General features: G+C 66.0%; 10 protein-coding genes. 3 read left to right on the forward strand and 7 right to left on the reverse strand.

Annotated elements, in window-relative coordinates:
* The first annotated feature begins 51 nt into the window (after positions 1-51).
* The gene (locus tag AC1D2L_RS00765) at positions 52-1,206 is read left to right on the forward strand and encodes an efflux RND transporter periplasmic adaptor subunit (protein ID WP_476843906.1); all 1,155 of its coding nucleotides are present in this window, start codon (positions 52-54) and stop codon (positions 1,204-1,206) included.
* 77 nt (positions 1,207-1,283) lie between these two features.
* Positions 1,284-4,481, forward strand: a complete 3,198-nt coding sequence (locus tag AC1D2L_RS00770; RefSeq protein WP_476843907.1) for an efflux RND transporter permease subunit — start codon at positions 1,284-1,286, stop codon at positions 4,479-4,481.
* Between the two features lie 169 nt (positions 4,482-4,650).
* Here AC1D2L_RS00770 and AC1D2L_RS00775 read toward each other — a convergent pair whose 3' ends face one another.
* The 4 genes from AC1D2L_RS00775 to AC1D2L_RS00790 all read right to left on the reverse strand — a co-directional run bounded on the left by AC1D2L_RS00775 (position 4,651) and on the right by AC1D2L_RS00790 (position 7,648).
* Positions 4,651-4,857 carry a hypothetical protein gene (locus tag AC1D2L_RS00775; protein WP_476843908.1) on the reverse strand — a complete coding sequence of 69 codons (207 nt, stop codon included), beginning with the start codon at positions 4,855-4,857 and terminating at the stop codon, positions 4,651-4,653.
* A 42-nt stretch (positions 4,858-4,899) separates the two neighbouring features.
* On the reverse strand, positions 4,900-6,381 hold the full coding sequence (gene gatA / locus AC1D2L_RS00780; protein ID WP_476843909.1) for an Asp-tRNA(Asn)/Glu-tRNA(Gln) amidotransferase subunit GatA: 1,482 nt from the start codon (positions 6,379-6,381) through the stop codon (positions 4,900-4,902).
* A 143-nt stretch (positions 6,382-6,524) separates the two neighbouring features.
* Positions 6,525-6,812, reverse strand: a complete 288-nt coding sequence (gene gatC, locus AC1D2L_RS00785) for an Asp-tRNA(Asn)/Glu-tRNA(Gln) amidotransferase subunit GatC (RefSeq protein ID WP_476843910.1) — start codon at positions 6,810-6,812, stop codon at positions 6,525-6,527.
* Positions 6,813-6,949: 137 nt separating this feature from the next.
* Positions 6,950-7,648 carry a metal-dependent hydrolase gene (locus tag AC1D2L_RS00790; protein ID WP_476843911.1) on the reverse strand — a complete coding sequence of 233 codons (699 nt, stop codon included), beginning with the start codon at positions 7,646-7,648 and terminating at the stop codon, positions 6,950-6,952.
* A 125-nt stretch (positions 7,649-7,773) separates the two neighbouring features.
* Here AC1D2L_RS00790 and ade point away from each other — a divergent pair, with 125 nt between their 5' ends.
* The gene (ade, locus tag AC1D2L_RS00795; RefSeq protein WP_476843912.1) at positions 7,774-9,474 is read left to right on the forward strand and encodes an adenine deaminase; all 1,701 of its coding nucleotides are present in this window, start codon (positions 7,774-7,776) and stop codon (positions 9,472-9,474) included.
* Between the two features lie 100 nt (positions 9,475-9,574).
* Here the strand turns inward: ade and AC1D2L_RS00800 are convergent, their stop codons facing one another.
* From AC1D2L_RS00800 to AC1D2L_RS00810, 3 genes are all read right to left on the reverse strand, one after another.
* A complete protein-coding gene (locus AC1D2L_RS00800) occupies positions 9,575-10,555 on the reverse strand; it encodes an Ldh family oxidoreductase (RefSeq protein ID WP_476843913.1) in 981 nt (326 codons plus the stop codon).
* Complete coding sequence (locus AC1D2L_RS00805; protein WP_476843914.1) at positions 10,552-11,481, reverse strand: hydroxyacid dehydrogenase; 930 nt, start codon at positions 11,479-11,481, stop codon at positions 10,552-10,554. Before AC1D2L_RS00805 ends, AC1D2L_RS00800 begins: the two co-directional genes overlap by 4 nt.
* Positions 11,482-11,567: 86 nt before the next feature.
* On the reverse strand, positions 11,568-12,758 hold the full coding sequence (locus AC1D2L_RS00810; RefSeq protein WP_476844644.1) for a UxaA family hydrolase: 1,191 nt from the start codon (positions 12,756-12,758) through the stop codon (positions 11,568-11,570).
* Positions 12,759-12,917: the final 159 nt, after the last annotated feature.

Genomic DNA, 12,917 nt, shown 5'->3' on the forward strand with positions numbered 1-12,917 from the left:
AGACCGGAAACCCGACTTGGTTGCGCCGGTCCCGCAATCCGGAGTTTTCCCATGCCAATACGCCGTGCAACGGGTCTCGCGCTCGTCGCTGCCTCGGCCGCGATCATTCTCGCCGCAGAGTCAGCCCTCGCGCAGGGTGCACCTCCTGCTCCTCCGGTGCAGGTTTCGGCACCGCTGGCCAAGCGTGTAACCAACTGGGACGAATACACCGGCCGCTTCGAGGCGAAGGAACAGGTCGAGGTGCGTGCGCGCGTTTCCGGTTTCCTCGACTCCCTGCATTTCCGCGATGGCGCCGTGGTCAAGAAGGGTGATCTCCTCTTCACGATCGACCAGCGGCCCTACAAGCTGGCCGCCGATGTCGCCCGCGCCGAGGTCGTCCGTGCCCAGGCCCAGGTCCAGCTTGCGCAGAACGAAGTCGAGCGCGCCGAGGGCCTGACGCAGAACCGCACCATCACCGCCCGTGACGTCGACCAGCGCCGCGCCAACCTGAACAGCGCCATTGGTGGCTTGCAGGGCGCCGAAGCCAACGTCAAGACGGCCGAGCTCAACCTCGAATGGACGCAGGTCGTCGCGCCGATCGCCGGCCGCATCTCGAACCGCCGCGTCGACCCCGGCAACCTGATCGCCGGCGGACAGACGGGCGCCACGCTGCTGACGACGATCGTCTCGGTTGACCCGATCAACTTCGTGTTCGACGCCTCGGAGGCCGACTTCATCCGCTCTTCCCGCCTCACCGACCTGCGCAACGTCACGACGCGCGAGGAAGGCACGCCCGCCGAGGTCCGCCTCGCCGACGAGCCGGTATTCAACCGCAAGGGCAAGATCGACTTCGTCGACAACAGCCTCAACGCGCGCTCGGGTACAATTCGCGGCCGCGCCGTATTCGAGAACAAGGACCAGTTCCTGACGCCGGGAACCTTTGGGCGGCTGCGCGTCTTCTCCGGGCAGGTCGATGCGCTGCTGGTTCCCGATGCGGTCATCGTCTCCGACCAGGCCGACAAGATCGTGCTGACCGTCGGCCCCGAGAACAAGGTCGTGCCCAAGCCGGTCGTCCTCGGCGCGATCAGCGATGGACTGCGGATCATCACCAAGGGCCTGACGCCCGAGGACAAGGTGATCATCGGCGGCTTTGCCAATCCCATGGTGCGCCCCGGCGGCACGGTCACGCCGCAGCCGGGCGAGATCAAGACTGCCGCGTCGAACTGATCGACCTCGCCTCGATCCGATAACGCCTTGCGACGCCCACCGGGCGTCCACCCCCGTTTTAAGGCCAGGACATCCACATGTTCCGCTTCGCGCACTTCTTCATCGACAGGCCGATTTTCGCCACGGTGCTGTCCGTCCTGCTGACGATCGCGGGGGCGATTGCCCAGCGCAGCCTGCCGATCGCGGAATATCCCGAGATCGCGCCGCCGACCGTCACGATCACCGCGACCTATCCGGGCGCCTCGGCCGAGGTCGTCGCCGCGACGGTGGCCGCGCCGATCGAGCAGGAGGTCAACGGCGTCGACGACATGCTCTACATCTCGTCGCAGTCGACGGGTGACGGGCGCGTCACGATCAGCGTGGTGTTCAAGGCCGGCACGGACGTCGACCAGGCCCAGGTGCTGGTCCAGAACCGCGTCTCGGCGGCCGAGCCGCGCCTGCCGCAGGATGTGCGCTTGCTTGGCCTCCAGGTCCGCAAGGCCTCGCCGGACTTCCTGATGGTCATCCACATGCTGTCGCCCAGCGGCATGCGCGACCAGCAATACGTCTCCAACTACACGACGCTGAACGTGAAGGACGTGCTGACCCGCGTCGACGGCGTCGGAGACGTCCAGGTCTTCGGCGCCCGCGACTACTCGATGCGCGTCTGGCTCGACCCCGCCAAGGTCGCGGCCCGCAACCTCACGGCAGGCGATGTCGTGGCCGCGATTCGCGCCGCCAACATCCAGGTCGCGGCAGGCGCGATCAACCAGCCGCCGGCCAAGTCCGACGGCGCTTTCCAGTTGTCGGTCAACACGCTCGGCCGCCTGACCACCATCGACGAGTTCTACAACATCGTCGTGCGCTCGGATGCCGATGCCGGCACGATCCGCGTTCGCGACATCGCCCGCGTCGAGCTCGGCGCGCAGGACTACCTGTCCAACTCCTATCTCGACAACAAGGATGCAGTCGCGATCGGCGTGTTCCAGCGCCCGGGCTCGAACGCCCTCGCGGCTTCCGAATCGCTGATCAAGACGATGGACAGCCTCTCGAAGGACTTCCCGGCCGGGCTTGAATACAAGATCGTCTACAATCCGACGGAGTTCATCGGCGAATCCGTTTCCGCCGTCGTGCAGACGCTGCTCGAAGCGATCCTGCTCGTCGTCATCGTGGTGATCCTGTTCCTGCAGACCTGGCGCGCCGCGATCATCCCGATCATCGCGATCCCGGTGTCGCTGGTCGGCACCTTCCTGGTGATGAGCGCCGTCGGCATCTCGTTCAACACGATCTCGCTGCTGGCGCTCGTTTTGGCGATCGGCATCGTCGTCGACGACGCGATCGTCGTCGTCGAGAACGTCGAGCGCTACCTGGCGCAAGGCATGAGCGCCAAGGACGCCGCCCACAAGACCATGGACGAGGTCGGCGGCGCGTTGCTGGCGATCGCATTGGTGCTGTGCGCAGTGTTCATCCCGACAGCCTTCATCACCGGGCTCCAGGGCACGTTCTACCAGCAGTTCGCGGTGACCATCGCTGCCTCGACCGCGATCTCGTGCTTCGTCTCGCTGACGCTGTCGCCTGCCCTGTCGGCGATCCTGCTCAAGCCGCACAGCCACGAACCGCCGAAGGGCTTCTTCGCAGCGCTCGGCGCGCCTCTGCGCTGGTTCTTCAAGTACTTCAACAAGGGCTTCGACTGGCTCTCGCACAGCTATGGCGCCGTGACCTCGCGCCTGATCCGCATCGGCGTGCTGATGCTGCTGGTCTATGCCGCCCTGATCGCGGTTGCCGGCCAGCGCCTTGCCGCGATCCCGACAGGCCTCGTGCCCCAGCTCGACCGCGGGTATTTCATCGCCGTCTTCCAGCTTCCGGCCGGCTCCTCCCTGCCCCGCACCGACGAGGTCGTCCGCAAGGCGACCGACCGGTTGCTGGCCCGTCCGGGCGTCTCGCACATCGTCGCCTTTGCTGGCCTGGACGGCGCGACCTTCACCCTTGCCCCCAATGCCGGCGTCGCCTTCGTCACGCTCTCGGACTTCCGCGAACGTGCCAAGGCGGGGCTGACGACGCAGGGTATCCTCGCCGATCTGCGCAAGGAGCTGTTCCAGATCAACGAGGCCTTCTCACTGGTGATCGAGCCGCCCGCCGTGCCCGGCATCGGTACCGGCGGCGGCCTCAAGGGTTATGTTCAGGATCGCAGTGGGCGTGGGCTACCAGCACTCGAGGCTGCAACCTGGGCTGTAGCGGGAACCGCGTCGCAGGTGCCTGGTATCCAGCAGCCCTTCACGCTGTTCTCGACCAAGACCCCGCAGATCTTCGCCGACATCGACCGCACCAAGGCAGAAATGCTCGGCGTGCCCGTGACGCGCGTGTTCGAGACGCTGTCGATCTATATGGGCTCGGCCTATGTGAACGACTTCAACATCCTGGGCCGGACCTTCCGGGTCACCGCGCAGGCCGACAACCCCTACCGCCTCGACATCCGTGACGTCGCTGCTCTCAAGACGCGCAATACCGATGGCGAGATGGTGCCGATCGGCTCGGTCGCGACGTTCTCGAACACCACCGGGCCCTACCGCGTGCCGCGCTACAACCTCTATCCGGCAGCGGAAGTGCAGCTCTCGATGGCGCGCGGCTTCTCGACGGGCCAGGGCATCGAGGCCGTGGAAAAGATCGCGAGCCAGGTGCTCCCGACCGGCTTCGGCTTCGAATGGACCGAGATCGCTCTCCAGGAGAAGCTCGCCGGCAATACAGCGATCGTCGCGTTCGGCTTGGCAGTGGTCTTCGTGTTCCTGTTGCTCGCCGCGCTGTACGAGAGCTGGACCCTGCCGATCGCCGTCATCCTGATCGTCCCGATGTGTATCCTCGCGGCTATGATCGGTGTCGGGTACCAGGGCTTCGACCGCAACGTCCTCGTGGATATCGGACTCGTCGTGCTTGTCGGCCTGGCCGCGAAGAACGCGATCCTGATCGTCGAATTCGCAAGGCAGGCGGAGGACGAAGGCATGAGCCGTCGCGAGGCCGCGATCGCGGCTGCCAAGACCCGGCTTCGGCCGATCCTGATGACCTCGCTCGCCTTCATCCTGGGCGTGCTGCCGTTGACGATCTCGGTCGGCGCCGGCGCGGAGATGCGTCAGGTCCTGGGCGTCGCGGTGTTCTCGGGCATGATCGGCGTGACGCTGTTCGGCCTGCTGTTCACGCCGGTATTCTACGTCATGGTGCGCTGGTTCGCCGGGTTCTTCGAGAAGAAGAAGCCGGCCACGCCTCCGGCCGCGCCGCAAGAGGTGCACGCTCCACACGCGTGAACCGGAACGCGCCGGCCTTCTGACGGAGGCCGGCGGCAGCCAATCAGGGCACGGCAACAAAAGGGGCGCTCGCGCATATCGCGAGCGCCCCTTTTGTTGAAGCGATTGCCGGAATGTTGAAGCGATTGCCGGTACCGCCGGCGCAAACGGCTGAACGCTGTCCCGGCCTTCAGATCAGGCGGCGCGCGATGAGCCTGCAGATCAAGGCGAGACCGGCGGATACGAGGGCCGCGGCGAAATGGGTCATCGGTTGCGCCTGCACATCGGCGCGCAGGTACTGGACGACGATCAGCAGCGCGAGCAGCGCGGCGACGAACAGCAGCGCCCACCCCAGGATGCTGAGGCAGGCCCAGGCGAAGGCGCGGCTGATGATCATGCCATCAGCCTAGCCAGCTTGCGGGTGGAATGCGAGCGGGGCTCAGCCCCACCAGCGCTGCCCGACCGGGAAGCGGCCGGCGGCGTCCTCGATCACCTGCCCGAGCGAGAACAGCGTCTCCTCGTCGAAGGGGCGGCCGATGAGCTGCAGGCCGAGCGGCAGGCCCTGGCTGTCGAGACCCGCGGGAACCGCGATGCCGGGCAGCCCGGCCATGTTCACCGTCACCGTGAAGATGTCGTTGAGGTACATCTCGACGGGATCGGCAGAGCCCTTCTCGCCGATGCCGAAGGCCGCCGAGGGCGTTGCCGGCGTCAGGACGGCGTCGATACCGGCCGCATAGGCCTCGTCGAAGTCGCGCTTGATCAGCGTGCGGACCTTCTGGGCGCGGAGGTAATACGCATCGTAGTAGCCGGCGGAAAGCACATAGGTGCCGATCATGATGCGGCGCTTGACCTCGGCGCCAAATCCGTCGGCGCGGGTCTTCTCATACATCTCGACGATGTCGCGACCCTGATGGCGAATGCCATAGCGCACGCCGTCATAGCGCGCGAGGTTCGACGAGGCCTCGGCGGGCGCGACGATGTAATAGGCCGGCAGCGCATATTTCGTGTGCGGCAGCGAAATCTCGACGATTTCGGCACCGGCCGTCTTCAGCCAGGCGATGCCCTGCTGCCAGAGCGCCTCGATCTCCGGCGACATGCCGTCGATCCTGTACTCCTTCGGTATGCCGATCTTCATGCCCTTGACCGAGCGGCCGACGGCCTTCTCGTAGTCGGGCACCGGCGCGTCCACTGAGGTCGTGTCCTTGGGATCATGGCCGGCCATCGAGCGCAACATCACGGCGCAGTCGCGCACACTCTTGCCGATCGGCCCGGCCTGGTCGAGCGAGGAGGCAAAGGCCACCACACCCCAGCGCGAGCAGCGGCCATAGGTTGGCTTGATGCCGACGGTGCCGGTGAAGGCGGCCGGCTGGCGGATCGAGCCACCCGTGTCGGTCGCGGTCGCGGCGAGGCAGAGATCGGCGGCAACGGCCGAGGCCGAACCACCCGAGGAGCCGCCCGGGACCAGCTTGGTGTCGTCGCCGTTGCGCCGCCACGGGTTGACCACCGCGCCGAAGGCGCTGGTCTCGTTCGAGGAGCCCATCGCGAACTCGTCGTTGTTCAGCTTGCCGAGCATGACGGCGCCGTCGCGCCAGAGCTGGCTCGATACCGTCGATTCATAGGACGGCACGAAGCCACCGAGGATCTTCGAGCAGGCCGTGGTGCGGACGCCATTGGTCGCAAACAGGTCCTTGATGCCCAGGGGCAGGCCTTCGAGCGGCCCCGCCTCGCCCTTCGCCAGCTTCGCGTCGGAGACGGCAGCCTGCTTCAGCGCGTGCTCGGGGGTCTCCAGCACATAGGCGTTGAGGCTGCGCGCCTGCTCGATCGCGGCGATATGCGCCTTGGCGATCTCGGTCGCGGAAAAGGTTTTGGCCTTGAGGCCGTCGCGGGCTTCGGTCAGCGTCAGGCGGGTCAGGTCGGTCACGGAACTATCCAGTCGTCGTACAGGGCAAGCGGATCGAAAACCGTCACTGCTGGGAGCGTAACGGCGAAGCAATCCAGGAGCAGCAGAGCTCTACGTCCCGTGGTTGCTTCGCTGCGCTCGCAATGACGAGGCGCAGTAAGCGCTTATTCGATCACCTTCGGCACCATGAAATAGTTGTCCTCGGAGACCGGCGCATTGGCAACGATGCGATCGGCGATCTCTCCATCGGTCACCTTGTCCTCTCGCAGCCTCATGGCCATCGGCATCACCGAGGTCAGCGGCTCCACGCCCTCGACATCGACCTCGTTTAGCTGCTCGACGAAACCGAGCATGGCGTTCAGCTCGCCCTGAAGCTTGGGCAGGTCAGCATCGGGCACGGCGATGCGCGCGAGATGCGCGACGCGCTTGACGGTGGCGAGGTCGACCGACATGGCGGGCTCCTGAAATGCTGCGGCGCCGAGCGCCAGATGTTGTCAGGGCTATAAGCGGGCTGGCAGTCGCCCGCAAGACGATCAGCCGCCAACTGGACCCGCCGGCTTGCCGGCGGGACGTGGTTGTCCGGCCCGTCTCAGAGCTCGGTCGCCTCGCCCTTCCTGGGGAGCAGAGCCTTGATGTCGCTGCCGGCGAGCCCTTCGACGAAGGCGTCGGCGTTGGCGTCGATCATCGGGAACGAGCCGTAATGACAGGGGATCGCCACCTTCGGCTTGACGAAGCGGGTCATCGCAAGCGCGGCTGTCCGGCCGCCCATGGTGAAGCGGTCGCCGACCGGGCAGATGCAGGCCTCGACCCCATGGACCTCGCTGATCAGCGCCATGTCGGAGAAGATGTCGGTATCGCCCATATGCCAGAGCGTCTTCTCGCCCTTGGCCTTGATGATCGCGCCGTTGGGGTTTCCGAGCGGGAACGTCACGCCGCCCTCGACGAGCCCGGCCGAGTGGTCGGCCCGCACGAGGCTCACGCTGAACGCCCCGAGATCGACAGTGCCGCCGGTGTTCATCGGCTCGAAGGCCTTGAGGCCCTTGGAAGCCAGGTACATGCACAGGTCGAAATTCGTGACGACCACGGCGCCGGTTGCCTCCGCGATGGCGAGGGTATCGCCGATATGGTCGCCATGACCATGGGTGACGACGATATGGCTGACACCCCTGGAGATCTCGGCGACATCGCCCTCAAAGGCCGGATTACCGGTGAAGAATGGGTCGATCAGGAGAGACGCCCCGGCAAGGTCGATGCGGAAGGCGGAATGGCCGAACCATGTCAGTTTCATCGTGGGCTCCAGGCGAAGGGATGGACGTTCGACGTTCTAAGCCTGGAGCCCCCTGCCTCCAAGTCGACAATCGCGGGAGGGAGGTGCAGGCTTTCCACCTCCCGCCTCGTTACGGAATCAGCGCCATGACCGATGCCGCCACGCTTGCTCGCCGGATCGCCCAGGGACGCGGCGACGAGCCCGCCGATCTGGTCATCCGCGGCGCAAAACTGCTGGATCTCGTCACAGGGACTGTGGCCGAGAGCGACATCGCGCTCTGCGGCGACACCATCGTCGGCACGCATGGACGCTATCGGGGCAAGGCGGAGTTCGACGCCGGCGGGCTGATCGCAGTTCCAGGCTTCATCGACACCCATCTCCACGTCGAATCCTCGCTGGTGACGCCGCTCGAATTTGAGCGCTGCGTGCTGCCCCACGGCGTGACGACCGCGATTTGCGACCCCCACGAGATCGCCAACGTGCTGGGGGTCGAGGGCATCCGCTATTTCCTCGCCTGCGCCGAGGCGATGCGGATGGATCTGCGCGTGCAGCTCTCGAGCTGTGTGCCTGCGACCCATCTCGAAACAGCCGGCGCGCGGCTCGACGCGGCACATCTCACGCCCCTGATGAACCACCCCAAGGTGATCGGACTGGCGGAGTTCATGAATTTTCCCGGCGTGCTCCATCGCGACCCCGTCTGCCTCGCCAAGCTGGAAGCGTTTTCGCATCGCCATATCGACGGGCACGCACCGCTGGTGCGAGGCCTGGACCTCAACGCCTATATCGCCGCCGGCATCCGCACCGACCATGAGACGACAACCGCCGACGAGGCCCGCGAAAAACTCGCCAAAGGCATGGCGATCCTGATCCGCGAGGGCTCGGTCTCGAAGGATCTGCACGCGCTGATCCCGCTGATCACACGGGACGCCTCTCCCTTCCTCGCCTTCTGCACCGACGACCGCAACCCGCTGGATATCGCCGAGGAAGGGCATCTCGACTACATGATCCGCACCGCGATCGCGGCCGGCGCCGACATTCTCGCGACCTACCGCGTCGCGACGTTGTCGGCCGCACGCAATTTCGGGCTGTTCGACCGCGGTTTCATCGGACCGGGCAAGCGGGCCGACATCGTACTGGTCGAGGACCTTGCCGCGTGCTCCGTGCGCAATGTCTTCACGGGCGGCCGGCTGGTCGAGGATGGGCTGTTCAGCGACCGCGTCGAGATCGCGCCCGTCGGGCTTGCCAGCGTCAAGAGCCGCACGCTTTCGGCAAACGATTTCATGGCGACAGCGCGCGATGGAGAAACGCCTGTGATCGGCGTGGTGCCCGGCCGGATCATCACCGAGCGGCTGGCGATGCGCCTGCCCTCGCGCGACAGCGAGGCGCTGGTCGATATCGCGCAGGACGCGGTCAAGGTCACCGTGATCGAGCGCCATGGCAAGACCGGCGGCATCGCGACGGGTTTCGTCCACGGCTTTGGCATGAAGCAGGGCGCGATCGCCTCGTCGGTCGGACACGACAGCCATAACCTTTGCGTCGTCGGCGTCGACGAGGCCTCGATGGCGGCGGCTGCCAACAGGCTGATCGCGATCGGCGGCGGCTTTGCGGTGGCCGATGGCGGTGTGGTGACGGCGGAGCTCGCGCTACCGGTCGCCGGCCTCATGAGCGATCAGCCCTTCGAGGCCGTGCATCTGGCGCTCGTGGATTTGCGCAGCGCCGCGAAAGCGCTCGGCGTCGTGCTGGCCGAGCCTTTTCTGCAGGTGGCGTTCCTGACGCTGCCGGTGATCCCGCATCTCAAGATCACCGACAAGGGGCTGGTCGACGTCGACGCCTTCGACTTCGTGTGAAGGCCCAAACCGTCATTGCGAGCGCAGCGAAGCAATCCAGGGGCGTAGCGCTCTACGAATGCTGGATTGCTTCGCTGCGCTCGCAATGACGGAAAGGGCGCTATCCCTCAAGCAATTCCTGAGGGATTAGAATCCCTTCCGCCCTAGCCTTCGCACGCAGATTCAAGCGTCGCGCACCGGGCAGGCGCGTGCCGTCCTGATCCTCGATGGCGTGGGCGAGCATGCGCATGCGTTCGTCGAACCAATGGCCGCCCATGGCGTGGGGGTCGATCGCCAGGATAAGCTGGCCGGTGTCGGGCGGGCCGCCCTTGTCGTCTAGGAAAGACGAGGACTGGAACGCGAAATGCGTGCCGACGAGGGCCGCAGCCAGAATCTCGACCATCATGGCGAGCGTCGCGCCCTTGGCGTCGCCGAGCGGCACCATCGTGCCGGCAAGTGCGGCGCCGGCATCGGTGGTCGGCCGTCCCGCGGCATCGAGCGCCCAGCCCTCGGGAATGGCCTCGCCCTTCTGCTTGGCCGCAACGATGGGGCCGCGCGCGACCTTGGACAGCGCCATGTCGATGACCACGGGCTCGCGGCCGGCCAGCGGCGCCGCAAAGGCGATCGGATTCGTGCCAAAGACCGGCTTGGCCCCACCCCAGGGCGCGATTGCGGCCGGCGTATTGGCGAAGAGCAGCGCGACCAGCCCCTGCTGGGCAAGCCGCTCGACATGTAGGCCCGCTGCGCCGCAATGGTTCGAGCGGCGGATCGGGGCGGCGATCACGCCCTGCTCTCGCGCGAGTTGGGGAAGCTCGCCGATCGCGAGATCGATCGCTGGATAGGCAAAGCCGTGGCAGGCGTCGATCGCGAGCACGCCCGGTTTCGGCCGCGATGCGGTCGGCACCGCCTGCCCGTCGATCTTGCCGGAACGCAGCATTGCAAGATAGGTCGGCACGCGCGACAGGCCGTGGCCCTTGAGGCCATCGGCTTCCGCCATGACCAGCGCCCAGGCGACGGAGGCCGCATTGGCCGAAGAGGCTCCCGCTGCGACGAAGAGCTCGACCAGTCGCGCCTGCGCCTGCTCCAGCGGCAATCGGCTCATGCACGCCCCTCCAAAGCCGCGATCACCCGCTCGGCGACGAGACCCGAGACCCGCCCGTTCGACTCGACCGTGTTGCCCGCGATATGCGGCGTCAGGATCAGGTTCGGCGTCCCGGCAAAAATTCTGGCGCCGCCTCTAAGGGGTTCTTCCTCGAACACGTCGAGCGCGGCCCCGCCGAGCCTGCCGCCTTTCAGAGCAGAAACCAGGGCCGTCTCGTCCATGACGCCACCGCGCGCCGCATTGATCAGGATGGCGTCGGGCTTCATGCTGGCGAACGCATCGCCGCCGATCAGTCCGCGTGTCTCAGGCGTCAGCGGCAGGTGAATGCTGATCACGTCGGCGCTCGACAGCACCGCGTCGAGATCAAGACGCTGGGTCGACTGCCACGCAGGATGGTCGGCTGCGACATAGGGGTCGTAGGCGACCACCTCCATGCCGAGTGCGCGGGCATGGCCGGCGACATCGCGCGCGATTGCGCCGAAGCCGACAAGGCCCATGCGCTTGCCGGCGATCTCGCGGCCGATCAGCTTTGTCTTCGGGAATTCGCCGGCCAGCATCGCGGCATTGGCGAAATAGGCGCCGCGCAGCAGGGTCATGGCGGTGCCGATGACGTATTCCACCACCGAGAGACTGTTGGCGCCCGTCGCCGGGAAGACCTTGATGCCGCGCGCCTCGCACGTCTCCATGTCGATATTGTCGAGGCCGACGCCGAGCCGGCCCACCACCCTGAGCGTCTTGGCGGCGTCGAGCACTGGCCCCCTCACCTGCGTTTGGTTTCGCACGATCAGCGCCGGGCAATCGGCGAGCAGCTCGGCAAGCTCATTGGGCTTGCCGAAAAGCTCGGGGTCGTGATGGACGGTATATCGGGCCTTGAGCGAGGCGACCGCCGCCTCGTCCATGAATTCGGTGATGACGATATCGGTCATGTCAGTCCTGCCGGCTTGGTTGGGCTCTCAGCCGATTCATAGGACCGGAGCCGCGCATCTGTCGCGGCTCCGGTGATGGCGTGAGATCAGGCCGAGCGATAGAGTTTTGTCATAGAGAACTCGCGGTGGCCGAGCGCCTCGGACGCGGTCAGGCGGCCATTGGCGGTGCGCACGATGTTCTGGATCAGCGCGTCGCCGGCCTCCGGAATCGTCAGGTCGCGGCGTAGGATGCCGGATACGTCGACGTCGATATGCTCGGGCATCGTGCGCATCGTCTTGGGATTGCCGGTGATCTTGATCACGGGGACGATCGGGTTGCCGATGACGTTGCCCTGCCCGGTCGGGAAGGTGTGCACGACATAACCGCCCGCCGCCATCAGCGTCACGCATTCGGCCGCTGCCGAGGAGGTGTCCATGTAGTAGAGCCCTGGCCCCTTGGTCGGCGCTTCGGCCGGCTGCAGGATGTCGATGAACTTGCACTCGCGGCCAATCTTCTCGAGGTTGCCGAGCGCCTTCTCCTCGATGGTCGTCAGGCCACCTGCGATGTTGCCCTTGGTCGGCTGCGAGTCCGAGAGATCGTCGGTCTTGTGGGCCTCGATGACGTCGTCCTGATAGGCCTTCCACATCTTGTACCAGCGCTCGCCAACCTCAGGTGTCGCAGCGCGCGCCTTGCAGAGATGCTCAGCACCGGTGATCTCGGAGGTCTCGCCGAAGACGCCATAGACGCCGCGCGGGATCCACTTGTCGTACATGTTGCCCACCGTCGGGCAGGAGGACAGGCCCGTGGTGGTGTCGGACTCGCCGCATTTGGTCGAGACCCAGAGCTCCTCGATGCCGCATTTCTCGCGTTGCAACTCGCTTGCCCACTGCACGAATTCCTTCGCGACATAGGAGGCCTTGGCGATGGTGGCGATGTCGCCATGGCCCTCGATGCCGAAGCCGACCACCGGCTTGCCGGTCGCGGCAATGCCGTCGACGACGCGCTTGGTCCAGCCATCCTCGATGCCGATGACGACGACGGCGGCGACGTTGGGGTTGGCGCCGGTGCCGATCAGCGTACGGAAATGGATGTCGAGATCCTCGCCGAACTGGAGCCGGCCATAGGCATGCGGGATCGCCAGCGTGCCCTTGATGTTGTTGGCGACGGCCTCGCAGGCGGCGTTGGAAAGATCATCCAGCGGCAGCAGCAGGACATGGTTGCGCACGCCGACACGACCGTTCTCGCGCCGCCACCCATGGAAGGCGTCAAGGCTGCGGCCGGTGGGGCGCTTGACCATGGGCGCCTTGAACTCGGGCGCCTCGATCTTGCGGCCCTTGATGCGGGCGAGCTTGCCCTTCACGAGATCGAAATTGGCAACGATCGACATGGGATGTCCTCTCCACTTGGCGGGCTCGACCTCGAGGGGAACCCTGTTTCTGTCTTGAGATCGGATCAG

Source organism: Allobosea sp. P1_B10, assembly GCF_056406735.1.